24 protein-coding genes, 1 tRNA gene and 1 pseudogene are annotated in these 22,870 nt (G+C 64.2%); 22 read left to right on the top strand and 4 right to left on the bottom strand.

From position 1 onward, the window contains the following. Positions 1-80 precede the first annotated feature (80 nt). The 9 genes from rnz (at position 81) to thsA (ending at position 9,346) form a co-directional block, all read left to right on the top strand. Positions 81-1,004 (top strand): ribonuclease Z, encoded by a 924-nt coding sequence (gene rnz, locus Q0925_RS01165; RefSeq protein WP_299331035.1) that lies wholly within the window; start codon positions 81-83, stop codon positions 1,002-1,004. Positions 1,005-1,135: 131 nt separating this feature from the next. Beyond that, positions 1,136-3,103 carry a DUF460 domain-containing protein gene (locus tag Q0925_RS01160; protein ID WP_299330983.1) on the top strand — a complete coding sequence of 656 codons (1,968 nt, stop codon included), beginning with the start codon at positions 1,136-1,138 and terminating at the stop codon, positions 3,101-3,103. A 57-nt stretch (positions 3,104-3,160) separates the two neighbouring features. Beyond that, positions 3,161-3,742: a DUF2391 family protein gene (locus tag Q0925_RS01155; protein WP_299330980.1), complete on the top strand. Its 582-nt coding sequence runs from the start codon at positions 3,161-3,163 to the stop codon at positions 3,740-3,742. Between the two features lie 124 nt (positions 3,743-3,866). Beyond that, the gene (locus Q0925_RS01150; RefSeq protein ID WP_299330977.1) at positions 3,867-4,862 is read left to right on the top strand and encodes a tyrosine--tRNA ligase; all 996 of its coding nucleotides are present in this window, start codon (positions 3,867-3,869) and stop codon (positions 4,860-4,862) included. 52 nt (positions 4,863-4,914) lie between these two features. Then, on the top strand, positions 4,915-5,205 hold the full coding sequence (gene eif1A, locus Q0925_RS01145; RefSeq protein WP_299330975.1) for a translation initiation factor eIF-1A: 291 nt from the start codon (positions 4,915-4,917) through the stop codon (positions 5,203-5,205). 113 nt (positions 5,206-5,318) lie between these two features. After that, positions 5,319-5,795, top strand: a complete 477-nt coding sequence (locus Q0925_RS01140; protein WP_299330972.1) for a group I truncated hemoglobin — start codon at positions 5,319-5,321, stop codon at positions 5,793-5,795. A gap of 51 nt (positions 5,796-5,846) precedes the next feature. Next, the gene (gene rio1, locus Q0925_RS01135) at positions 5,847-6,704 is read left to right on the top strand and encodes a serine/threonine-protein kinase Rio1 (RefSeq protein WP_299330969.1); all 858 of its coding nucleotides are present in this window, start codon (positions 5,847-5,849) and stop codon (positions 6,702-6,704) included. Between the two features lie 237 nt (positions 6,705-6,941). Continuing rightward, complete coding sequence (locus Q0925_RS01130) at positions 6,942-7,484, top strand: KH domain-containing protein (protein WP_299330967.1); 543 nt, start codon at positions 6,942-6,944, stop codon at positions 7,482-7,484. Positions 7,485-7,681: 197 nt separating this feature from the next. Further along, positions 7,682-9,346 (top strand): thermosome subunit alpha, encoded by a 1,665-nt coding sequence (gene thsA, locus Q0925_RS01125; protein ID WP_299331033.1) that lies wholly within the window; start codon positions 7,682-7,684, stop codon positions 9,344-9,346. A gap of 84 nt (positions 9,347-9,430) precedes the next feature. Here the strand turns inward: thsA and Q0925_RS01120 are convergent, their stop codons facing one another. After that, complete coding sequence (locus tag Q0925_RS01120) at positions 9,431-11,122, bottom strand: globin-coupled sensor protein (RefSeq protein WP_299330965.1); 1,692 nt, start codon at positions 11,120-11,122, stop codon at positions 9,431-9,433. A gap of 68 nt (positions 11,123-11,190) precedes the next feature. Continuing rightward, on the bottom strand, positions 11,191-12,468 hold the full coding sequence (locus Q0925_RS01115) for an aminotransferase class V-fold PLP-dependent enzyme (RefSeq protein ID WP_299330962.1): 1,278 nt from the start codon (positions 12,466-12,468) through the stop codon (positions 11,191-11,193). Positions 12,469-12,600: 132 nt separating this feature from the next. Here Q0925_RS01115 and Q0925_RS01110 point away from each other — a divergent pair, with 132 nt between their 5' ends. After that, entirely contained in the window at positions 12,601-13,260 is a 660-nt protein-coding gene (locus Q0925_RS01110) for a DUF4352 domain-containing protein (protein WP_299330960.1), read from the top strand. A 1-nt stretch (position 13,261) separates the two neighbouring features. Here Q0925_RS01110 and Q0925_RS01105 read toward each other — a convergent pair whose 3' ends face one another. Together Q0925_RS01105 and Q0925_RS01100 are read right to left on the bottom strand one after the other, a co-directional pair. Continuing rightward, positions 13,262-13,552 carry a DUF424 domain-containing protein gene (locus Q0925_RS01105; RefSeq protein ID WP_299330958.1) on the bottom strand — a complete coding sequence of 97 codons (291 nt, stop codon included), beginning with the start codon at positions 13,550-13,552 and terminating at the stop codon, positions 13,262-13,264. Continuing rightward, positions 13,553-14,290 (bottom strand): tetratricopeptide repeat protein, encoded by a 738-nt coding sequence (locus tag Q0925_RS01100; protein ID WP_299330955.1) that lies wholly within the window; start codon positions 14,288-14,290, stop codon positions 13,553-13,555. An 84-nt stretch (positions 14,291-14,374) separates the two neighbouring features. Here Q0925_RS01100 and thpR point away from each other — a divergent pair, with 84 nt between their 5' ends. The 12 genes and pseudogenes from thpR to Q0925_RS01040 form a co-directional block, all read left to right on the top strand. Further along, entirely contained in the window at positions 14,375-14,926 is a 552-nt protein-coding gene (gene thpR, locus Q0925_RS01095) for an RNA 2',3'-cyclic phosphodiesterase (RefSeq protein WP_299330952.1), read from the top strand. 631 nt (positions 14,927-15,557) lie between these two features. Then, positions 15,558-15,698: a hypothetical protein gene (locus Q0925_RS01090; RefSeq protein ID WP_299330950.1), complete on the top strand. Its 141-nt coding sequence runs from the start codon at positions 15,558-15,560 to the stop codon at positions 15,696-15,698. Positions 15,699-15,851: 153 nt separating this feature from the next. Beyond that, positions 15,852-16,004, top strand: coding sequence for a 50S ribosomal protein L39e (locus Q0925_RS01085; protein WP_049937522.1), 153 nt, complete (start codon positions 15,852-15,854; stop codon positions 16,002-16,004). Further along, the gene (locus Q0925_RS01080) at positions 16,005-16,283 is read left to right on the top strand and encodes a 50S ribosomal protein L31e (RefSeq protein WP_299330941.1); all 279 of its coding nucleotides are present in this window, start codon (positions 16,005-16,007) and stop codon (positions 16,281-16,283) included. 1 nt (position 16,284) lies between these two features. Then, a complete protein-coding gene (locus tag Q0925_RS01075) occupies positions 16,285-16,956 on the top strand; it encodes a translation initiation factor IF-6 (RefSeq protein WP_299330938.1) in 672 nt (223 codons plus the stop codon). Between the two features lie 36 nt (positions 16,957-16,992). Then, positions 16,993-17,169: a 50S ribosomal protein L18Ae gene (gene rpl18a / locus Q0925_RS01070; RefSeq protein WP_299330936.1), complete on the top strand. Its 177-nt coding sequence runs from the start codon at positions 16,993-16,995 to the stop codon at positions 17,167-17,169. After that, positions 17,166-17,630 carry a prefoldin subunit alpha gene (gene pfdA / locus Q0925_RS01065; RefSeq protein ID WP_299330934.1) on the top strand — a complete coding sequence of 155 codons (465 nt, stop codon included), beginning with the start codon at positions 17,166-17,168 and terminating at the stop codon, positions 17,628-17,630. The genes rpl18a and pfdA overlap by 4 nt, the downstream gene beginning before the upstream one ends. 6 nt (positions 17,631-17,636) lie before the next feature. After that, positions 17,637-18,746, top strand: a complete 1,110-nt coding sequence (gene ftsY, locus Q0925_RS01060) for a signal recognition particle-docking protein FtsY (RefSeq protein ID WP_299330931.1) — start codon at positions 17,637-17,639, stop codon at positions 18,744-18,746. Positions 18,747-18,824: 78 nt separating this feature from the next. Next, a tRNA-Phe gene (locus tag Q0925_RS01055) sits at positions 18,825-18,898 on the top strand. Between the two features lie 390 nt (positions 18,899-19,288). Further along, positions 19,289-20,245, top strand: a complete 957-nt coding sequence (locus Q0925_RS01050) for a winged helix-turn-helix transcriptional regulator (protein ID WP_299330928.1) — start codon at positions 19,289-19,291, stop codon at positions 20,243-20,245. Beyond that, complete coding sequence (locus Q0925_RS01045; protein WP_299330925.1) at positions 20,246-21,214, top strand: hypothetical protein; 969 nt, start codon at positions 20,246-20,248, stop codon at positions 21,212-21,214. 287 nt (positions 21,215-21,501) lie between these two features. Beyond that, positions 21,502-22,870 (top strand): annotated as a pseudogene (locus tag Q0925_RS01040) (hypothetical protein); the annotation flags it as partial.

The following is a 22,870-nucleotide window of genomic DNA, read 5'->3' as shown; positions in this document are numbered from 1 at the left end:
CGACACGACGCCGCCGGCCGCCCACCTCGGGCGACACCGACACGGGTTTACCGTCCCCGCTCGGACCGGTCGGTATGTCGATGCGCGTGACGTTTCTCGGCACGAGCGGTGCCATCCCGACGACCCAGCGCGCCCCGAGCGCCGTTCTCGTGAACCGCGAAGGCGAGCGGTTCCTGTTCGACTGCGGCGAGGGCACACAGCGCCAGATGATGCGGTTCGGGACCGGGTTCGACGTTTCTCATATCTTCGTCACACATCTCCACGGCGACCACATCCTCGGGATTCCCGGGCTGATCCAGTCGCTCGATTTCAACGACCGCACCGACCCGCTGGCGATCCACGTCCCGCCCCGCTCCCGTGGGCACGTCTCCGACCTGGTCCACGCCGGCGGCCACCAGCCCGGGTACCCGATCCGGATCAACGAGGTCGCCCCCGGCGCCGTCGCGTACGACGCTGCCGACTTCTCGGTCCGGACCGTCGAAACCGACCACCGCACCCGTTCGATAGGCTACGCGCTCATCGAGAACGACCGGCCGGGACGGTTCGACCGCGAACGCGCCGAGGAACTGGGGATTCCGGTTGGACCGAAGTTCGGCCGCCTCCACGACGGCGAATCGGTCGAACTCGACGACGGGCGGGTGATCGACCCCGAGCAGGTGGTCGGCGACCCCCGCCCCGGCCGACGGTTCGTCTACACCGGCGACACCCGCCCCGCCGACGCTGTCGTCGATGTCGCCGCCGACACCGACCTGCTGATCCACGACGCCACCTTCGCCGACGACGAGGCCGAACGGGCCCGCCACACCGGTCACTCCACCGCCCGCGAGGCGGCGACGGTGGCCGCCCGCGCCGGCGCCGACCGCCTCGCGTTGACCCACATCTCCTCCCGATATGCCGGTCGGGTCGACCGCCTCGAACGCGAGGCCCGCGAGGCCTTCGGCGGCGAGTGTTTCGTCGCCAGCGACGGTCAGACGATCGAGGTCCCCTTTCCGGACGCGGAGTGAGAACGCCGGTCGTTCGTCGGCCCGAGCCGACCGGGGCCGGGCCGGACACCGTGGCGGCGTCGGCCCTCGCGGTCTCACACGGCCTTGCACTCGCCGTGGAGTATTTATCTCACGACTGCTAACCCCCAGTCGTGAACGCCCGGACGAGTGCGCTCGACGCGCTGGTGTTCGGCGTCGACGTACAGAGCGGCGACGTTCGCGGGGACGCGCCCTCCTACGCGACGGTCGCATACGACGGGGAACACTTCGACCGGGATGTGGTCTCCTACCGGAAGCTCCGACGACTGATCGAACGCGAGGAACCCTCCATCGTCGCCACCGACAACGTCTACGAACTCGCCACCGACCACGACGACCTCGTGCGCTTTCTCCGGTGGCTCCCGGATTCGACCCGGCTCGTGCAGGTGACGGGCGCCGAGCGGCCGGAACCTCTCTCGCGGGTCGCCTCCCGGCACGGCGTCCCGTACGGCAAGGATCCGATGCAGGAGGCAGAGGCCGCCGCCCGCCTCGCGGCCGCCAACGTCGGCCACGAGGTGACGGCCTTTGCCGACACGACGACGGTGAAGGTGTCCCGCGGGCGCTCGACGGGATCCGGCGGGTGGAGCCAGGACCGCTACACCCGGCGCATCCACGGCAACGTCAAAAAACGCGCACGCGAGGTCGGCGAGGCGCTCGACTCGGCGAACCTCGACTACGACCGCGAGGTGACCGAGAAGTACGGCGGCTACGCCAACGCCGTCTTCACCGTCGAGGCCGCGCCGGACGACCTCCCGGTGTCGCGGTCGCGGTCCGGCGATACCCGCATCGAAATCGAACGCGAGCGCCGCGACGGCATCGAGTTCGAACCGCTGGTCCAGCGCCGCGACCGCGTGCTCGTGGGGATCGATCCCGGGACGACGACGGCCGCGGCCGTCGTCTCGCTTGACGGTGAGGTGCTCGATGTGTTCTCCACACGGACCGCGGACACGGCGGGGGTGATCGAGTGGCTGGTCGAGCGTGGCCGTCCGGTCGTCGTCGCGGCGGACGTGGAACCGATGCCCGAAACCGTCGAGAAGTTCCGCCGGAGCTTCGACGCCGCGGGCTGGGAACCCACCGCGGACCTGCCGGTCGACGAGAAACTCCACCGCACCCGCGACCTGACATACGACAACGACCACGAACGGGACGCCCTCGCCGCTGCGTTGTTCGCGTTCGACGACTACGAGGACCAGTTCGACCGAATCACCCGGAAGGTGCCCCCGCAGTTCGACCGTGGCGAGGTGATCGGCCGCGTCGTCACCGGCGAGGCGTCCGTCGAGGCGGTTATCGACGACCTGTCCGACGACGACGACGAAAAAAACGAGGAGTCGGCCCACGAGCCGCGCGAACTCTCCCCGGAGGAACGGCGCATCAAGCGCCTCGAACGACAGGTCGACCGACTGGAGAACCAGGTCGACGACCTCGAATCGGAGGTGGAACGGAAGGACGAACGGATCGCCGAGTACGAGGAGGAACTGTCGGAGGCCCGCCGCGAGGAGCGCCGCGAGGCACGCGAGCGCCGCGAGATCAACCGGCTGGAACGCGAGACGACGCGACTGGAACGGGAACGCGACGAGGAACGTGACCGTGCCGACGAACTCGAAGCCAAGTTGGAACGGTTGAAGACGTTGTGGAAACTCGACCACTCCGACTTCGCCGACGTTTCCGAGGGCAAAGACCTCGTTCCGGTGAAGGTGGTCGAGCAGTTCACCTGCGACGCCATCGGCGACGCCGAGGAGGCGTACGGACTCGCCTCTGGTGACGTAATCTACCTCCGGGACGCAAGCGGTGCGGGTCGCTCGACCGCCGAACGTCTGGTGGCGACCGATCCGCGGGTCGTTCTCCGCGACGGCAACCTCTCCGAGGCCGCCGACGAGGTTCTGTTTGACCACGACATCCCCGTCGCTCCTGCGGCCGACGTGACCATTCAGGAGGTGGACGAACTCGCGGTGGCCCGGGGAAGCGAGGTCGAGGCGGCGGTGGACGACTGGGAGCGTCGCGCGGACGAACGGTCCAAGGAACGGAAATCGGAGATGGTCGACCAGATCATCAGCGAACACCGCGCCGAGGGCGGGGACTGACACTGACCCGTGACGGCCCGCCCCCACGGCTTTGATCGTCGGGTGTGAGTGGGGGGTATGAGTGAGGCCGACACCGAGGGTCACACGGCTGGGGAGTCGTCCGACATGGGCGACCTCTTCGACGAACTCGAGGAGTTAGAAGAGATGGTCGAAACCGAGGACGCCCGCGAACAGGTCCGGGAGACGATGCGTGTGGCGATGGTGGCCAGCGCGGCGGCGAGTCCGTTCGGACGCGTGATCCGTGGCTACGACCGGGGCGACCTCGCCGAAGCGTTGCTCGGGAGCCTCCTGTTCGGCATCCCGATGGCCGTCGAAGGCGGCACGCAGGAAGTGGGCACCTTTCTCGCCCCGCGGCCCTTGTATCTCGGCGGCACCGCCGTCTCTGCTGTTTTGCTCGTCATCGGGATCATCTACGTTGCGGACATCCAAGATGTGCGCGTTCACGAACCCATCTTCGGGCTGATCCCGTGGCGTCTCGCCGGCGTGGTCGGCGTCTCGTTTCTGACCGCGGCCCTCCTGCTGACCGGTTGGGGGCGGATCGACTGGGCGGAGCCGTCCGTCGCCGTCGCCAACGTCGTCGTCGCGTTCGTCCCCATGAGCATCGGCGCGGCGCTGGGTGACCTGCTTCCGGGGTCGTAGCCCCGTCCTGGCCCGTCGTGCCGGCCGTCACCGCGTGGCCCGTCGGCCCCCGCTACCGACGCCGACCGGTGATCCATCACGGTGTAAGCGGAAGCCATATTTTCCCGCTTCCACGGTGTAGGGTATGGACACCTACGAGCGGGTCACCCGGAACGCGACCGAGGTGGTCACCGAGACGGAGGGGCGAGAGTTGGCCGAAGCGCCGGACGGGAAGCGCGCCTACGTCGGCTACGAGCCCTCGGGTGTGCTCCACATCGGTCACATGCTCACCGCGACGAAACTGATCGACCTACAGGAGGCCGGTTTCGAGGTGACGGTCCTGCTCGCGGACGTCCACGCCTATCTCAACGACAAGGGCTCGTTCGAGGAGATCCGCGAAACGGCCGACCGAATGAAAGAACAGTTTCTCGCCTACGGCCTTGACGAGGGGCGAACCGAGTTCGTTCTCGGCTCGGAGTTCCAGTTCGACCGTGAGTACGTTCTCGATCTGCACGCCTTGGAGTTGGAAACGACGCTCTCGCGGGCCGAACGGGCGATGGCCGACATCAAGAGCGGCGACTCGGTGACGGTCTCACAGGCCGTCTACCCCTTGATGCAGGCACTCGATATCGTCTACCTCGACGTCGACCTCGCGGTCGGCGGGATGGAACAACGCAAGGTCCACATGCTCGCCCGCGATACCCTGCCACAGATCGGTGAGTCGTCCCCGACCTGCCTGCACACGCCGTTGATCGCCGACCTCGACACCGGGGTCGGCAAGATGTCCACGAGCGAGGGGGTCTCCATCTCGATGGAGGACTCGACAGCGGGGATCGAGAAGAAAATAACCGGCGCGTTCTGTCCGCCGACCCGGGATCCAGACCCGGACGACCACGGACGAGAACGGGAGAATCCGGTGCTCCAGATCTTCGAGTACCACGTCTTCCCGCGGTTCGAGACGGTGGTCGTCGAGCGTCCCGAGGAGTACGGCGGCGACCTGACATACGACGACTACGAGTCGCTGGCGGCGGATCTGGAGGCTGGCGACCTTCACCCCGCGGACGCGAAGGGGGCGCTCGCGACATACCTCGATGACCTCGTCGCGCCGGGACGGGCGAAACTGCGAGAGCGTCGCTCCTGACCGCCGAGGACACGTCGGCGGGTTTAACTCTCGTCACCCCAAACCCGCGGTCATGAGCGAGAACGAGAACGGCGGGCGGACGGACCTCCGGATGCCCGACGACGACGAGGTGTTCGCCGTCGTGACAGATATGCTCGGCGCCAACCGGGTGACGGTGCGTTGTGCCGACGGCGTCGAACGGACCGCACGCATCCCCGGCCGGATGCAAAAGCGTATCTGGATTCGTGAAGACGACGTCGTCCTCGTCGAACCGTGGGACTGGCAGGACGAGAAGGCGGATATCTCGTGGCGCTACGAGAAATCCGAGGCCGACCAGTTGCGGCGTGAAGGGCATATCGAGTAGCCACACGCCCCGACACCTGCCGGTAACGGGCGAACCGCGAGCGATTTATGTTTAGGATATCGGTTACGATATTTTCCACTCGGTTTATTTTACCGTGCGATAAGATGCGGTGTATGGCAGACGATGATGAGGTCACATACGACACAAAGCCGACCGGCGACGAGGATCAGATCCCCGACTACGAGGGGGAGACGCTGTTTGAACGTCTCGGCGGCGTGTACGGTATCGCCGGTGCGGTGGACGTGTTGGTCGACCGACTGTACGAAAACGACGCGGCAAACGAGAACCCCGCGGTTCAGGAGTTTCACAACACCTACGGTAAGGAGGGATTCAAGTATCTCGTCACCGCCTGGTCCATCGAATACTCCGGCGGTCCGGCGGTCTACCCGGGCCGCGGGATGCAGGACGCGCACGATGATCTGGAGGTGACCGAACGAGGGTTCGACGTGGTACGCACGGAGATCAAGAACACGCTCTATCACGTGGGCGTCCCACATCAGGAGATGACGGAGTTCATGAACATCATCGACATGTTCCGAGACAAGGTGGTGGCCGACAAGCACCGCGACGAGAGTTGGGAAGCCCCGTAGCGACGGCCCGATACCCACCCTTTTCACCCTCGCCCGCGTAGCAGGTTGCAGATGACAGAGGAGTACGGCCTCCTGAACCCCGAGGAGGGCGAGGGTGAGGACTTCGGCGACGAGTGGGAGGAGATCGATGTCTCCGACACCGAGGCGGACCGGATCGCCAGAAAACGCGACCGCGAGTTCGCCGAGTTCCGCAAGCGTCTGAAAGACGCCGACCAGTTCAAGGTCGAACAGTCGGTGTTCGACGACGCCACCTTTGCGGCCATCTACAAACTCGTCCAAGACGGCCACATCGAGGCTTTCGGCGGCCCCATCTCGACCGGCAAGGAGGCAAACGTCTACGAGGCGCTGGGCGAGGCGGGCGACGTGGCGGTGAAGATCTACCGCATCAACGCCTCGAACTTCCAGCAGATGCGGGAGTATCTCGAAGGCGACCCGCGGTTCGAGGGGATCGGCTCCGATAAAAAGAAGGTGGTTCTGGCGTGGACGAAAAAGGAGTTCGCCAACCTGCGACGGGCGCGGTCGGCGGGTGTCCGGGTTCCACGACCCATCGCCGTCGAGCGAAACGTTCTGGTGATGGAACTCGTGGGACTGGTTGAGGAGCGCGCCCGTCGCCTCGCGGAGGTGGACGTGGAGAACCCCGAGACGGCGTTCGAGGTGGTCCGGGAGTATATGCGCCGTCTCTACCGGGCCGGCCTCGTCCACGGCGATCTCTCGGAGTACAACCTGATCATCCACGACGGCGAACTCGTCGTTATCGACCTCGGGCAGGCGGCGACGGTCCACCACCCCAACGCAGACGACTTTTTAGACCGGGACTGCGAAAACGTGGCCGCCTTTTTCTCCCGACAGGGGATCGACGTCGACCCGGCCGATCTCCGGGCGTTCGTGACCGCTCCGGCGGCCGACTGACGCCACCGGTGACGAGCGACGATCTTTCGACTGCCACGCCCCGCGTGACAGGATCGGTCGCCATCGCCATCCCGTCGGTGTGTGGCGTGACCACCCGTGTGCCGACGAGTGCCGCGATGGCAGCCGGTTCCCCATCGATCCGTCTCCGGCGAGGGTCGAGCGGTTCACGGGACCGACGCGAATGCGCCCGGTGGCCAAGCGCGAACGCTTAAACGGCTACGCACGATATCGATGGGTATGCAGCACGTGAAGGTTCCGCAGGACCGACTCGGCGTCCTCATCGGCGAGGGCGGCGAGACCATGCGCGAGATCGAGGATCGCGCAGAGGTTCGCCTCGACATCGACTCCGAAAGCGGGAGCGTTGCCATCGACGCCACGGGCGACCCAGTCACCGCGATGGTCGCTCCCGATATCGTGCGGGCCATCGGCCGTGGATTCAAACCCGACGCGGCGCTCTCCCTTCTCGACGACGAGATGCGGATGTTCGATCTGATCGACATCCAAGACGCCACCCGCAACAAAAACGACCTCCAGCGACAGAAGGGCCGGCTCATCGGCGAGAACGGCCGGACCCGCGAACTGATGGAGGAACTCACGGGAGCCGAGGTGGTCATCTACGGCACCACCCTCGGTATCATCGGCGGCCCCGAGGAGGTGCAGGCCGTCCGCCGGGCCGCCGAGATGTTGCTCGACGGCGCACCCCACGGCGCGGTGTACGGCTTTCTCGAACGCAAACACAACGAACTCACCCGCGGCATCGACCTCCAACAGTCCGACTAACCCCGTCCACCCCCTCGTCTCCCGTTCTCCGGGCCACGGTAACGAGTAACGGTATTCCCCCGATTAGTTGCCGCCGGTCGATTCCGATAATCGCCTGACCGCGACACGGTGTTGCACACACCGTAACAAAACATTTTTATAGAATCACAATCAATCAACGGTTGATTATGTCTCAACGAATGCAGCAGGGACAGCCGATGATCATTCTCGGCGAGGATTCCCAGCGAACCCAGGGTAAGGACGCCCAGACGATGAACATCACGGCCGGCAAAGCCGTCGCGGAGGCCGTACGGACCACACTCGGTCCGAAGGGCATGGACAAGATGCTGGTCGACTCCGGTGGGAGCGTCGTCGTCACGAACGACGGCGTCACGATCCTGAAAGAGATGGACATCGACCACCCCGCAGCGAACATGATCGTCGAGGTGTCCGAAACCCAGGAGGACGAGGTGGGAGACGGGACCACGACGGCCGTCGTTATCGCGGGCGAACTCCTCGAAGAGGCCGAGGAACTCATCGACCAGGACATCCACCCGACGACGCTGGCCCAAGGGTACCGCCGGGCCGCGGAAAAGGCAAAGGAGATCCTCGAGGACAACTCCATCGACGTCTCCGCGGACGACCGCGAGACGCTCGTCAAAATCGCTTCCACCGCGATGACCGGCAAGGGCGCCGAAAGCGCCAAAGGCCAGCTCGCCGATCTGCTGGTCGATGCCGTACTCGCCGTGCGTGACGACGACGGCAACGTCGACACCGACAACGTCTCCATCGAGAAGGTCGTCGGTGGCTCGATCAACAACTCCGAACTCATCGAGGGCGTTATCGTCGACAAGGAACGCGTCAGCGACAGCATGCCTTACGCGGTCGAGGACGCAAACATCGCGCTGATCGACGGCGAACTCGAGGTCAAGGAGACTGAAATCGACGCCGAGGTCAACGTCACCGACCCCGACCAGCTCCAGCAGTTCCTCGATCAGGAGGAAAAACAGCTGCAGGAGATGGTCGACCAGCTCGTCGACGTCGGCGCCGACGTCGTTTTCGTCGGTAGCGGCATCGACGACATGGCACAACACTACCTCGCACAGGAGGGCATTCTCGCCGTCCGCCGCGCAAAGGACAGCGATCTTTCGAGCCTCGCCCGGTCGACGGGCGGCACGGTCGTCGGTGCCGTCGACGACATCACCGAGGACGACCTCGGCTTCGCCGGGTCGGTCGCCCAGAAAGATATCGGCGGCGACGAGCGCATCTTCGTCGAGGACGTGGCCGAGGCCAAGTCCGTGACGCTTGTCCTCCGTGGCGGGACCGAACACGTCGTCGACGAGGTCGAGCGAGCCGTTGAGGACTCGCTCGGCGTCGTCCGGACGACGCTTGAGGACGGACAGGTTCTGCCTGGCGGTGGCGCACCCGAGGCGGAACTCGCTCTCGGTCTGCGTGACTACGCCGACTCCGTCGGGGGGCGCGAACAACTCGCCGTCGAGGCCTTTGCAGAGGCACTCGACATCATTCCGCGCACGCTCGCCGAGAACGCGGGTCTCGACCCCATCGACTCGCTGGTCGACCTGCGTGCCCAACACGACGGTGGCGACCTCTCCGCCGGACTGGACGCTTACACGGGCGACATCATCGACATGGAGGACGAGGGCGTCGTCGAACCCCTCCGAGTGAAGACCCAGGCCATCGAGTCCGCCACCGAGGCGGCCGTCATGATCCTCCGTATCGACGACGTTATCGCGGCCGGCGACCTCAAAGGCGGCGGCAGCGACGACGACGGCGACGACGCGCCCGGCGGCCCCGGCGGCGGCATGGGCGGCGGCATGGGCGGCGGCATGGGCGGTATGGGTGGCATGGGCGGCGCGATGTGACGTAGGCCCACGCCCACCCACTCCGAGCCACCGCCACACCGCATCGCCCGACCGATCGATCCAGATTTTTTTGCTCCGACCCGCTCAGAACGGCCCGTCAGCCTCGCCGCGGGCGATCGATCGGATCGTTTCCTCGTCCATCCCCCCAAGCACCGCGTCCGGGATCTCGTCGGGAACGTCGTCGCGGACGTCCGCGGGTACGGGGACGGATCCGCCGTCGGTCCGGTGGCCGCCGTCGGCCGCCGACCGTCCGTCGCCGCCCCGACTCGCGTCGGTCACGGCCGTCACCTCCGTCCCACCGGCCGACCCCAAATCCCCGACCGCGTCGTCGATGACCGTGATCTGTCGGGACTGTGACCGGACACTTTCGAGAATGCTCTCGGCTTCCTCGTTCACCTCGTCGGCCCGTGACGCCACGTCGTCGACCATGTTCGACAGTTCCGAACTCGACGCCGCCTGCTCGTCGGTGGCCGTCGCCACCTCCTCGATCCCGGTCGCAACCGATTCGACGGAGTCGACGATGCGTTCTATGGCCGCCTGTGTCCGGTCGACCCGGTCGGTGCCTCTGTCGATGGCCTCGTCGGCCTCGTCGAGGCTCCGGGCGGTGTCGTCGATGTGATCGGTCACGTCGCCGATGATCTCCTCGACCCGACTCGCCTGTTTTTGTGTATCCTCCGCGAGACTCTTGACCTCGTCCGCGACGACGGCAAACCCGTCGCCGGCCTCCCCCGCTCGCGCCGCCTCGATGGAGGCGTTCAGCGCAAGGATGTTCGTCTGGTCCGCGATCTCGTTGATCACCTCGACGATCCCCTCCACCTCGTCGATCGCGTCGACCAGTGCCTCCACGTCGGACCCGATCTCCGCTTGTCTCGTCTCGACACGTTCCATCGCCGCCATCGCCTCGGTGGCGGCCTCGTCTCCCGTGGTGGCGGCATCGAGGGCATCCTCACTGGTGGTTGCCACGTCGTCGGTCGTCGCCGCGATCTCCTCGATGGTGGCGCTCAGGTCCGAAATCTCGGCCGACAGGTCGGCCGTCCGCTCCGACTGCTCGGAGATGAGTCGGTCGACGTTTGTCATCCGCTTGGTGACGCTTGCGGCTTCGGTCTGGACATCGTCGATCGAGTCGGCGATCTCTCCGCGCATCTCTCGGGACCGCTCGATCTCCTCGTGGAGTTCGTCGGCGTACGACTGGAGGTACGTGTCGTTGACCACCTGCATGTCGAGGTTCACCCCTCGAACGGCCGATTTCCCGTTCTCGAACCCGTTTTCGATGGCTTCGGCCACCTCGTCGCGGTGTTTCTCCGGGAGGTTCGCCGTCGCGTTCTCGACGGTGGCCGTTGCGAGTTCATCGAGGATCGTAGTGAGCAGGTTGCCGAACATCCCGCCGAAGTAATGAAGCGGCATGTCTAGCTGATTGTGGAGGCTCCCGATCCGCGTCCGGTGTTTGAAATACTCGCGGTCGTACTGTCCCCCCGTGAGCGTCCGGAAGTACTTCGAGACGATGCGTCTGAACGCGTCCCCGTCCCGTGGCGACCGATCGAGGATCTCCCGGGTTCGGTCGTGTTCGTAGATCGGTGCGAGAAAGGCGTCGACGAGTTCCTCCTCTCGCCTGTCGACCAGTGATCGAAGCTCGGTCAACCGTTTGGCATCCTTGGCGGTGAAGTCGACGAACTCCTTGCGCCACGCGATCTCCGAGTCGGTCAGCCCGATCTCCGTTGCGAGCTCTTCGGTCGTTTTGTCGATTCCGATGGACTCTCCGTTGACGAGGGAGCTCATTGGATGAATCTCCGAACGGCGAATAATAACTCCGCCCCCGAAAGTATCAGCGGCGATAACTTCGGCCGCTACCCGAACAGCTCCCGGGCCTCGTTGACCGCATCGACGAGGGCGTCGATCTCCTCGCGGGTGTTATAAATGTAGAACGAGCCTCGCGCGGAGGCCGCGGCACCCAGTTTGTCGTGGAGGGGCTGTGTGCAGTGATCGCCCGCCCGGATCGCCACACCGTAGTCGTTGACGATGCTCGAAAGATCGTGGGCGTGGACGCCTTCGACGTTGAACGCGACAAGCCCCCCGCGGTCGTCGCCAGGTGGGCCGTAGACGGTCACATCGTCAAACTCGGTCAGTCGGTCGTATGCGTACTCCGCGAGGAGCTCCTCGTGGGCTTGGACGGCCTCCATCCCGATGTCCTCCATGTAGTCGACGGCGGCGGCGAAGGCGATGCCCTCCGAGATTGAGGGTGTGCCGGCCTCGAACTTCCACGGGAGGTCCTCCCACGTCGAGTCGTCGAAGGTGACCCGCCGGATCATGTCGCCGCCGTAGAGGTACGGCTGCATCGACTCCAGTATCTCCTCTTTACCGTAGAGCGCGCCGATACCGGTCGGGCCACACATCTTGTGCGCCGAAAACGCGAAAAAGTCGGTGTCCATCGCCGCCACGTCCACCGGCCGGGTGGGCGCCGACTGTGCGCCGTCGACAAAGATCAACGAGTCGTGGTCGTGGGCCATGTCGGCCAACTCCGAGACGGGGTTGACCGTCCCCAGCGTGTTCGAGACGTGGACGACCGACACCATCTCGACGTCGTCATCGATCAGGTCGGCGGCGTGGTCCATATCGAGGTAGCCCTCCTCGTCGACACGGATGAACCGTACCTCGGCGCCGGTCCGCTTTGCGATCTGTTGCCACGTCACGAGCGACGCGTGGTGTTCCATCTCGGTGAGGACAACGGCGTCGCCGGGGCCGAGTTCCGCGAGCCCCCACGCGTAGGCGATGAGGTTCTCGGCTTCGGTGGTGTTTTTGGTGAAGACGATCTCCTCACGCCCGTCCGCACCGATAAAGTCGGCCACGGTGTCGTGGGCCTCCTCGTAGGCGACCGAGGCTTCTTGACTCAACTGGTGGATGCCGCGGTGGACGTTTGCGTTGTAGTTGCGGTAGTAGTCGGTGATGGTGTCGACCACCTGATTCGGCGTGTGACTCGTCGCGGCGTTATCCAGATAGTACAGCGGCGTGTCGTCCTCGGGACCCTCGCCGGGTGTCTCCACGTTCCCCCCGACGTTCCGGTCGAGGATCGGGAAATCGGCCCGGATGCCCTCTACATCGATCGGATACGACTCCTGAACTCCCATTGCAGGCTGATACGAACCGAACGGATAACACCCCTTCGGTGTCCTGTCGCCCGGGCAACCGGTTTCGGTTTCGTCGTTGCGGTCGGTCGGCCTCCCGACACATTCTTTATTACGACGGGCGAGTTGTGTGGTATGGAACGCCGGAGGGTACTCACTGTCTGTGGAGCGATGGTCTCGGGGTTGCTCGCGGGATGTGGCGGCGGCGGTGGCGACGGAGCAACGGCGACGGGAACAACGGCGACCGAGACGTCAACGGCCACGGAGGCGACGGCGCCGACGGAAACGGCGACAGAGACACCGGCCCCCACGGCGACGGCAACGCCGTCCCCCCCGACCCACGACGTTGACGAGGCGTTCACCGTCGGCACCGGCGGGAACGAGATCGGATACCGGATTATCGACCTCTTTCGGACCGACGAGATCGGCAACAGTGCAAACAGTTCGACCGCCGATGGCACCTTTCTGATCATCGTGGTGGAACTCAGCAACCCACAGAACGATTCGATCTCGTTTCCGCGAAACGAGTTCATCGTCGGCAACGAGGAACAGATCCGGTACGTCGACCCCCTAGCGACGCCGAAGATCAACGACGACGACCGGATCGACACCGAGCCACTCGCCACGACGACGGTCCTTAGCGGAGAATCGAAGACCGGTGCCGTTCTTTTCGACGTCGATCCCGACCGCTCATACCGCCTCCGACTGCTTCCCACCGGCGACTCGGGGGAAACACACTACGTGGACATCGGCCCGATATCCGAGATCCAGGAACTCGAAGGGTCGATCGTGTAGGCTACAACCAGAGCAGTTGGGCGTGGCGTGCGCCGTCCAGGTGGAGAATGCGCTCCTCGTCGATGAGACCCGCACCGACGGCAACGCCGACACAACGGTCACCGACGAGGTTCGCGACCGACGCCCGCGTCAGCGCGTCGACCACGTCGTCGGCGTCGGCCTCGTTTCCGCCGTAAAACTCCTCGGTTACGGTTAGTGACCCTGCCTCGTGTTCGTAGGTTTCGCCGAGACACTCCTCGTCACAGACGGCCACCAGCAGCCCCTCCGGCGTCTCGCGCTCCCGGAGTAGCATCTACCGCTCCTGCTCCTCGAGGAGTTCGCGTTCGGCCTCCTCGCGGAGTTCCGCCGCCCGCTCTTGGGTGCGCTCGGCCTCCTCCTCTTGACCCAGTTCTTCCAGTGCTCGCGCCTTTTCTTCCAACACCGGCGCGGTACGCATTCCCAACCGGATGGCGTTGTCGAGGGCGTTCACCGCGTCCTCGTAGAGGCCGCGCTCGGCAAGAAAAAAGCCCCGGTTGTACCAGCCCTCCGCGAAGCGCGGGTCGACCTCGACCGCGCGTTCGGCGTGGTCGAGTGCCTGCTCCGTCCGTCCCCACTCCCAGAGCGCGTACGCGAGGTTGGTGTGTGCCGATGCGGCGTGTTCGGAGTCCTCGTCGATCGACAGCGCCTCCTCGTAGGCTCCAACCGCGGCGTCGTACTCCTCGAGTTGGGCGTGGGCGGCCCCCTTGTTCACCCATGCCTCCTGTTGCACCAACTCGGTTCCGGCGAACTCGGCGGCCCGTTCGAACGTCTCGGTCGCCTCCTCGAAGCGATTGATCCCCATATACGAGAGGCCGACGTCGAGCAACTGCTCGGCATCCACCTGGTCGCTTCCGACGTCCCGTTCGTCGAGGAGGTCGGTCAACACCCGCGAGTCGACGGGGTCGACCTCGCCGGGGTCGACGGACAGTTCCGGCGGGTCGAGCGAGAACTCCTCGTACTCCTCGTCGAACCCTTGTCCCTCCGAGAAGCGGTGCGGACGGTCGTCTTCCATACAGACACTTGTACGGCTGGTGGGTTAAGGCCTCCGTCACCGGGAGGGGCGGCGGTTTATGATCCGGGCGACCCGACACCCGGTATGCGACTGTTCGTCGGCGTCGACCTCGACGGACTGGCCGATTCGATCGCAAACACACAGGCTCGACTCCCCGACACCGGTGGGCTCCGCCGTATCGCCCCCGAGAACGCCCACGTCACCCTCACATTCCTCGGCGAGGTCGCTCCCGACCGGCGCGACGAGGTCGAGAACGCCCTCGCGACCGCCGTCAACGACGCCGGCGTCGACCCCTTCCGACTCACCGTGGGAGGGTACGGCGTCTTCCCCTCGATGCAGTATATCAGCGTCGTCTGGGCGGGCGTCCGGGCGGGCGGCCGGGAACTTACCCGCCTCCATGAGGCGGTCGAACACGAGACGACGGCGCTCGGGGTCGACGCCGCGGACCACGGGTTCACCCCCCACGTCACCCTCGCTCGGATGGACGACGCCCGCGGGAAAGCGGCGGTCCAGCGACTCGTCCGCGAGGCCGACCCGACGGTCGGGAGCGTCGAGGTGAGTGAGATCCGTCTGACCGAGAGCACGCTCACCGAGACCGGCCCCGAGTACGACACCGTCACACGGGTCCGGCTCTAATCCCGATCCCGGCCACGTCGGTTCGATATCGCGACATACGATTTATCCAGAGCGCTCCCGATCCGAGGCGGCGAGAACGAACCGGGGGTCGTGTGTGCCGGCGTCGACGTGGGTGCCGTCAGCCCACGGCGCACGGCGGACGCGCAGGCATCGTGCCCGTGGCCATCGGTGGTGAGAACTGCCGCGGGTCCCGGAGGGGACGGCGTGAAAAGCCCGGTCGCGTCGGTTCACAGGGGGCCGCCGTCTCAGCGAGCATCCGGTCGGCGTCGTGACGTCTCCGCGACGGGAGCAACCGACGAGACCGATCGGGCTGACGGAGTCTGCTGCTTTCTCCCCGACACGCCCGGTGGAACGCCACAACCGCAGTGATACAGTTTATATCGCTATATCGAACTCGGTCTCGGCCGACACGTAGCCCCGAACGGCCCCACCTACCGGCTCTCACACCGCCGAGTTGCCAACCCTCTCGGAGACACCCGACGAACGCCCGACCGTGGGCGATCAACGTGGTCACCGGTGGTCGCTCGCGTACGAAACAGCACACAGGCGGAGTGAGGCTCCGGCTTACCGACAATCCGGAGATGCTTCCGGCCGTGGCCGACACGCCGGGCGAGCGACGGAGATCTGCAACATGGACACGGAGGGTCAACCGTCCGCCCGAGGGGCGGTCAGGAACGGTGCGGGATACAACGGAGACGGGCCACGGTTCCGCGATACCGCCGCGACGTGTGCGGTCGACGCCGGCGGTGGGGCCCGCAACAAGCAGGCGTAGGCGGATCTCCGACCTCCGGACGGCCGCACGCATGGCAGTCACCCCCATCTCACCCGTTCGAGTGGACGCCGTGACACGCGCTCGGTAACCACCGAGTCTCGCGCCACCGGAAAGAACAGGATTTTATGCGGCGACTGGGTAGTGGAGGGCACTATGGGCAAGAAGTCGAAGGCAAAAAAGAAGCGACTCGCCAAACTCGAAAACCAGAACAGCCGCGTCCCCGCATGGGTCATGCTCAAGACGGACCGGCAGGTCACGCGCAACCCCAAGCGACGCAACTGGCGTCGGAACGACACGGACGAGTAGATGAGCGCCAACGACTTTGAGGAACGCGTCGTCACCGTCCCGCTCCGCGATGCGAAGGCCGCCCCGTCAAACGAGCGTGCCGACCGCGCGATGAAAATCGTCCGCGAACACCTCGCGAAACACTTCAAGGTCGAGGGGAACGAGGTGCGCCTCGATCCGGGCATCAACGAGGCCATCTGGGAGCAGGGCCGGAACAACCCGCCGAGCAAGCTCCGGGTTCGTGCCGCGCGTTTCGTCGAGGACGGCGAACCGATCGTCGAAGCCGAGATCGCCGACTAGCGTGTTACGCGCCTCCTTTGCAGGATCGTCGTACGTCGGCGTCTTCGCCCGGACGACGGACGACCACCTGCTCGTGCGTTCCGATGCCGACGCCGACACCGTCGCCGACATCGCGGCGGAACTCGATGTCGAGCCAGTGGCGACCACCGTCGGTGGTTCCGGAACGATCGGTTCGCTCGTGGCAGGCAACGAGGAGGGGCTCCTGGTGTCGAGCCGGGCAACGGACCGCGAGATATCGACCATCGAGGAGGCGACCGGCCGCGAGGTGACGGAGCTTCCCGGCCGGATCAACGCCGCCGGCAACGTGATTCTCGCCAACGATTACGGGGCGTACGTCCACCCGGATCTGGACCGCGAGGCGATCCGGACGGTGGGTTCCGCGCTCGACGTTCCCGTCGAACGCGGCGGGCTCGCCGATGTCCACACCGTCGGCACCGCGGCCATCGCAACCAACGAGGGCGTTCTCTGTCACCCGAAGTCCCGCGAACCGGAACTGGAGGCCGTCGAGGAAACCTTGGGCGTGCGGGCCGATATCGGCACGATCAACTACGGCGCGCCGCTGGTCGGCTCCGGTCTCATCGCCAACGCCGCCGGCTACGTCGTCGGCCCCGACACCACGGGACCGGAACTCGGCCGCGTCGAGGAGACGCTCGGCTACATCGACCCGCAGTAGGAAGATACTTCCCGCTTCCTCACGTCTGTACTGTACATGAGTCAGTTCGTCGTCAGCGGACGCTTTCAGGACCGAATCGGCCACCGGGACTTCGAGAAGACGATCGATGCCCCCAACGAGAACGTCGCGCGAGAGCACGTGCTCTCCCAGCTCGGGAGCGAGCACGGCCTCAAGCGCACCCAGGTCGAAATCGAGGGGGTGACCGCGGCATGATGGGTGGTGGTGGCGGTCAGCAGCAACTTCAACAGCTCTCCCAGGAGATCGAGGCCATCGACGAGGAGATCGAGGCGCTCGAAAACGAGATTCAGGATCTCCGCGACCAGCAAACCGAGATCGACGAGGCGATCGAGGCGGTCGAAACCCTCGACAGCGGGGCGACGGTGCAGGTGCCCCTCGGCGGCGGCGCGTACCTCCGGGCCGAAGTGCAGGATATCGACGAGGTGATCGTCGACTTGGGCGGCGGCTACGCGGCCGAACAGGACCAGGACGACGCGGTCGAGGCCCTCGACCGCAAGCGCGACATCCTCGATGACCGGATCGACGAGACCCAGGCGGAGATCGACGAACTCGAGTCCGAGAGCGACGAACTCGAGGAGCAGGCCCAGCAGATGCAACAACAGATGCAACAACAACAGATGCAGCAACTCCAGCAACAACAGGGCGACGACGAGTAGCCGGCGATGTTCGACGGACTGAAAGACAAGCTGGACAGCTTCCGGAGCGACGTCGAGGAGGAGGCCGCGGAGGCCGAGACCGAGACCGAGACCGAGGCTGAGGTCGGAGCCGACCCCGACGCCGATACGGACCCCGACGCGGAGCCCCCTGCCGAACGCGGCTCCGACGAACCGCCGGTTGCCACCGACCCGGATGCGGACCCGGACCCGGGGGCAGACAACGCCGACGGTCCCGGCCGACTCCGGCGGGCCAAGGCCTTCGCCACCGGCAAGGTCGTCCTCGAAGCCGAGGATCTAGAGGACCCCCTTTGGAACCTCGAAATGGCACTGCTCGAAAGCGACGTCGAGATGGGCGTCGCGGAGGCCATTCTCGATGACCTCCGCTCGAACCTGATCGGCGAGACAAAATCCCAGATGGCGAGTACGGGTGACCTCGTTGAGGACGCCCTCGCCGACGCCCTCCTGTCGGTCATCAGTGTCGGGCAGTTCGACTTCGAAGAACGCATCGCCGACGCCGAGAAGCCGGTCACCATCGTCTTCACCGGTGTCAACGGCGTCGGCAAGACGACGACCATCGCCAAGATGGCGCGGTACTTCGACGAGCGAGGGTACTCCTCCGTTCTCGCAAACGGCGATACATACCGCGCGGGCGCGAACGAACAGATCCGCGAACACGCCGAGGCGCTGGACAAACGCCTGATCGCCCACGAACAGGGCGGCGACCCCGCCGCGGTCGTCTACGACGGCGTCGAGTACGCCGAGGCCAACGGCGTCGACGTGGTGCTCGGTGATACCGCCGGTCGGCTCCACACCTCGAGCGATCTGATGGCCCAACTCGAAAAGATCGACCGCGTGGTCGACCCCGATCTGACGCTGTTTGTCGACGAGGCGGTGGCCGGGCAAGACGCCGTCGAACGCGCCCAGCAGTTCGACGACGCCGCCGAAATCGACGGTGCGGTACTGACCAAGGCCGACGCCGACTCACAGGGTGGCGCGGCCATTTCGGTGGCCTACGTCACCGGCAAGCCCGTTCTCTTTCTCGGCACCGGGCAAGGGTACGACGACCTCGCCCCGTTCGACCCCGAGGAACTGGTCGACGACCTGCTCGGGTCGTAGGCGACGCCCACGGTGTGACGACACCGCACCGCCGTGTTCCGAAATCCTTTTGCCCGCTTTCCTCCTCGTCGAAACTGCGCCGCCTTAGCTCAGACTGGGAGAGCACTCGACTGAAGATCGAGCTGTCCCCCGTTCAAATCGGGGAGGCGGCATCCGGCTTCTACGCGGTTTTCATTCGAAAAACGTTCGTACTCGACTGAAGATCGAGCTGTCCCCCTTCCCGCGAACGGAGTGAGCGGGAAGTCGAAAGACGAGCGCCAGCGAGTCTTTCGGCGAGTTCAAATCGGGGAGGCGGCATCATACTCACGGTTCAAATGCCCACGGAGCGGTGCGTGGGCGACCCCCTCGGATTTCCTCACGACCAATTCGATAAACTCGACTCGGTACTCTTCGCGTCCCGCGCGGATTCTCGTCTGTGTTCCAACTGAGAAGAGGCTGGAAGTCACAATCCTTCACCCGGGGGGATTCCGACGGTATAGAGGCTGGTTGTAAACTAAAATGCGGAAACTCTTTTAACTGTTAAGACAATATAGTTTACAAGGATGCTTACGAAGGCCGGGCTCGCTATTCTAGACGTGCTGAGTTCCGGGGCGGACGCAACCGCACAAGAGCTGGCCGCAGAAACCGGGTATAGTCGCAAGCAGGTCTACCGCGTCGTTGACGACTTACTCGACAAAGGGGTACTGGACGAGTCCCGAGCGCAGCACAACCAGCGTGTCCTGCGCGCCTCTGACGACCCGATTGTCGAAGCGTACCGGGACCTGACATCGAACCTCGGGCACGTGGACTGGGCGGACCTCCTCTCACCGGCCACGATACAGGTCTGCTGGTACCTTGATGAACCACGCCGCATCACCACAATCGCTGACCGATTAGGAATTACGCGACAGGCTGTCCACAAGGCGTTATCCCCGTTGAAGAACCGAGCGATGCTCGCTCCCGCCGGCCCAGAGTACGCACTCGCCGACGACCTTCACCCCTTACTCGAATTCGCCAACACCGTCGTCAGGCATGGCCATCGCAACCGTGTTCGGCGACTCGCGCCCAGTGCCACAATTGCGTGGTATGACCCGAAACGCGCGCTCGTCCAAGTACAAACCTCCGAAGACACGGAGAAACTCCAGAACGCCGACGACTGGGACGTGACTGGATTAGCGGAATTCCAAGCGTACGGCCTGCAGTTCTTCCTTGCAGGAGAACCCGCCTTCTGGTACGCGCCAGACGACGATCTCACCCTTGCAGACATCGTTTGCCATACACTCGTCCTCAACACTGACTCCCGACGCGTGAGCTACGCGATGCTGCTCATCGAACAGGAACGAATCGAACAGGAAACACTCACCGAGACTGCGACTTGGTACGGTCTGGACTCAATGATACCCCGGATGTATCGTCTTATAGACGAAGGCACTGACGCCGCCGATGAGATGGAGGCGGGAAGTCCCTTGCCGAGTGCTCAAGAATACGCGGCGCTGAAAGATCAGTATGGAGTCGTATAAATGACCGTCTTCAGCGGCGAGGAGGCCATCAAGACGTTTCTTGCCGAGTTTGACGAGTGGATCTCAGAATCGGTGGACGTGTACCTCCTTGGCGGGTCTGCAATGACAGTTCGCGGGCTGAAAGACCAAACCGAAGATATCGACTTGGCCCTCGGCGTGCCAACCGAATTCGAACACGTCTATCACGCCCTTCGAGAACAAGGGTTTCAGGTGACGGGTGAGCCGACCGCGTCATTCGACGGGGTTGGGAAAACGGTTGAGCTCTACCATCCTGGCCGCGGGTTTCGGGTTGACTTGTTTGAGCAACAGGTTGTCGGGAAAGTCTGGATCACAGAGAGCATGCACGACCGGGCGGACGAGTTCTGGACAGGGGAGTATGCAACGGCGTACGTGCTCGCTGACGAGGATTTGTTCTTGTTGAAGGCAGTGTCCGGCGGCGACTTAGGGGCTGGCAGACGACGCGACATTGAAGATATGCGGACGTACGCGCAGCGTGGACTCGCCTACGAAGTGATTCTCAACGAGATTGAGGAACAGCGCCCGTTCAATACGGGGTCAATTGAAGCGACGCATATCCGTAATCAATCTCACCCGTTGTTTACTATCGAGGTGGCTGTACAGTCGCTTTCCGGGCTGCCATCCTCGTTTACGGATCGCGTGTCGGAGTTCGCAACCGAATTCGAAGTTGAGTACGGTATCTTGGAAGCGGTCGATGAGGGCCTTCGGAGTCCACGCGCGATCAGCGAACGTGTTCTTTCGAACGTCCGAGAGCTCTCCGTTGGCGACGAGGAGGCGGTGTCTGCTGGGATCGATCGTCTCGTCGAAAAACAAATCCTTGACCGAAATGGGGATGGTTCACCCCTCGTCCAACTAGCTCGGCGCGTTCGGATCGTCTCAATGGCGGCACAGGGAGGGGACGGCAAGCGTTTGGCAGTACGTCTCTGGGTACGTACTCGTGTACATCCATGAGTACGTCCAGAAGTACGTGTGTACGTACATTCTGCCGAACGTTAGTACTCCCAGCGGAGATCCGATATCGAGGTACTGATAGCGATCATGGACGGAACGCGACCAGAACCAACCTACGTATTAACAATCCAATCCAGCGGTGTAGTGCCGTGGGATTTCCTCGTCTCCGGACGGGGGAATATGTCCGTCTCGTTCATCGCTGTCGAAGTGTCACCAAGTGTCGGCTACGTATATTCTACTACCGCCCTGCGGCACGGTTTTATTCGTTTCAGACTGCTGCCGTGTGTATGGACGAACTGACAGCGAATATCTCGTTCGACCGATTCGCAGATATGCCGGAATTCTACGGCTCGGGTGCTGCGGAATACCGACTGGCGATGGTGAAAGAGCGCGCTGACTTTCTTGATCTGTTCGCAGGCGCTCGTCACGTGGATGCCGTGACGTACGCGGAAACGCCCGATCTGATGGTGAAGATGCTGACCGAGTACGACATTGGTTCACTGGACGTACTCATCGGGAACGCCGAAGACTACGCTGACCAGGTGAGCGAAGTATCGACAGCGAGGTCGCTCGTGCGACTGCGACAGGACGACCGACTCACGATTCGATTGAAGAACCGGAAGACAGTCCACTCGAAGATTTACCGAATCGTGATGCCGGACGACACGGTGAAGCTCGTCCAAGGGTCAGCGAACCTCTCACGGAACTCTTGGGAGTACCACACGAACCAGATCTCCGTCATTACGACCGATGTCGGGACCGAACTGGACGAGGAGTTCGAGCGGTTCATCGACGAGTACCGTGACGGGTACAGCGACCAGACGCTCCTTGAAGGGCTTGTCGAAGCGCTGGAGGAGGCTGATTCACCAGAAGAGCGAGAGAACCGCATCGAGTACTGGGTTGGTGCCGGTGATCTTGATGTGAGCGACACTGCTGCCCTGAATCAGGACGCTGTTGAGGACCTGAAAGACGTCGCCGACCAAGTCACCGCCGTTGTTGACGACCCTGAGGAGGCCGAGGAGACAGTCGCGTTTGTCGAAGACCCCGAGAACGCCGACCGAAACGTCATCGAATCAGAGGACTCTTCGGACGAGGACGACTCACCTAATGCTCCGGACGAGGACGATTCTCCGGATGTTGGACTCGTTGAGTCAGATCACGAGACGGGGTTGACGGATGGACTCGACCGGCCGCGGGTTCGTGCGCCCGACGAGAAGATACGGATGGGAACCAGCAAGGTGGACAAAGACACTGCCGACGAGTTCGGGGCCGGGCTCCGCGACCGTGGTGCGACCGTTGAGGACCACAGTATCACCGCGCCGCTGAGCGCGTACAACAACCAGGTCAAGGAATCGACGTCCATCCCGACGATGTCTGTCCTCCCAGAGGCAGAGCAAGTCGTGATCGGTGAGGACGACGAGATGATTCTCGTCGCCACCGACGAGCCGACCCCCGAAGTCCTGGATCATTGCCTCGAAACCATCGAAGACTACATCGAGACCGTCCAGAACCACGGCCACACGCAATCCGAGACCGCAGTGATGGCGCAGATGTACGAGGCGTTCCTCTACGGGTTCTGGGCCCCGTTCGCCAACCAGTACGCCAAGGCATTGTCATCACCATCACGGACGCTTGACAACGTCCTGCAGCACCTCT

It is taken from the genome of Haloplanus sp. (genome assembly GCF_028275055.1).
Taxonomy (GTDB): domain Archaea; phylum Halobacteriota; class Halobacteria; order Halobacteriales; family Haloferacaceae; genus Haloplanus.
This window is presented reverse-complemented; position numbering and strand designations above follow the sequence as displayed.

Coding starts and splice junctions, on each gene's coding strand:
- thsA (WP_299331033.1), top strand. CDS start 7,682: ATGATCATTCTCGGCGAGGATTCCCAGCGAACCCAGGGTAAGGACGCC.
- ftsY (WP_299330931.1), top strand. CDS start 17,637: ATGTTCGACGGACTGAAAGACAAGCTGGACAGCTTCCGGAGCGACGTC.
- rio1 (WP_299330969.1), top strand. CDS start 5,847: ATGACAGAGGAGTACGGCCTCCTGAACCCCGAGGAGGGCGAGGGTGAG.
- thpR (WP_299330952.1), top strand. CDS start 14,375: ATGCGACTGTTCGTCGGCGTCGACCTCGACGGACTGGCCGATTCGATC.
- Q0925_RS01050 (WP_299330928.1), top strand. CDS start 19,289: ATGCTTACGAAGGCCGGGCTCGCTATTCTAGACGTGCTGAGTTCCGGG.
- Q0925_RS01110 (WP_299330960.1), top strand. CDS start 12,601: ATGGAACGCCGGAGGGTACTCACTGTCTGTGGAGCGATGGTCTCGGGG.
- rnz (WP_299331035.1), top strand. CDS start 81: ATGCGCGTGACGTTTCTCGGCACGAGCGGTGCCATCCCGACGACCCAG.
- Q0925_RS01105 (WP_299330958.1), bottom strand. CDS start 13,552: ATGCTACTCCGGGAGCGCGAGACGCCGGAGGGGCTGCTGGTGGCCGTC.
- Q0925_RS01155 (WP_299330980.1), top strand. CDS start 3,161: ATGAGTGAGGCCGACACCGAGGGTCACACGGCTGGGGAGTCGTCCGAC.
- Q0925_RS01120 (WP_299330965.1), bottom strand. CDS start 11,122: ATGAGCTCCCTCGTCAACGGAGAGTCCATCGGAATCGACAAAACGACC.
- Q0925_RS01115 (WP_299330962.1), bottom strand. CDS start 12,468: ATGGGAGTTCAGGAGTCGTATCCGATCGATGTAGAGGGCATCCGGGCC.
- rpl18a (WP_299330936.1), top strand. CDS start 16,993: ATGAGTCAGTTCGTCGTCAGCGGACGCTTTCAGGACCGAATCGGCCAC.
- Q0925_RS01045 (WP_299330925.1), top strand. CDS start 20,246: ATGACCGTCTTCAGCGGCGAGGAGGCCATCAAGACGTTTCTTGCCGAG.
- pfdA (WP_299330934.1), top strand. CDS start 17,166: ATGATGGGTGGTGGTGGCGGTCAGCAGCAACTTCAACAGCTCTCCCAG.
- Q0925_RS01150 (WP_299330977.1), top strand. CDS start 3,867: ATGGACACCTACGAGCGGGTCACCCGGAACGCGACCGAGGTGGTCACC.
- eif1A (WP_299330975.1), top strand. CDS start 4,915: ATGAGCGAGAACGAGAACGGCGGGCGGACGGACCTCCGGATGCCCGAC.
- Q0925_RS01080 (WP_299330941.1), top strand. CDS start 16,005: ATGAGCGCCAACGACTTTGAGGAACGCGTCGTCACCGTCCCGCTCCGC.
- Q0925_RS01140 (WP_299330972.1), top strand. CDS start 5,319: ATGGCAGACGATGATGAGGTCACATACGACACAAAGCCGACCGGCGAC.
- Q0925_RS01100 (WP_299330955.1), bottom strand. CDS start 14,290: ATGGAAGACGACCGTCCGCACCGCTTCTCGGAGGGACAAGGGTTCGAC.
- Q0925_RS01090 (WP_299330950.1), top strand. CDS start 15,558: ATGGACACGGAGGGTCAACCGTCCGCCCGAGGGGCGGTCAGGAACGGT.
- Q0925_RS01130 (WP_299330967.1), top strand. CDS start 6,942: ATGCAGCACGTGAAGGTTCCGCAGGACCGACTCGGCGTCCTCATCGGC.
- Q0925_RS01085 (WP_049937522.1), top strand. CDS start 15,852: ATGGGCAAGAAGTCGAAGGCAAAAAAGAAGCGACTCGCCAAACTCGAA.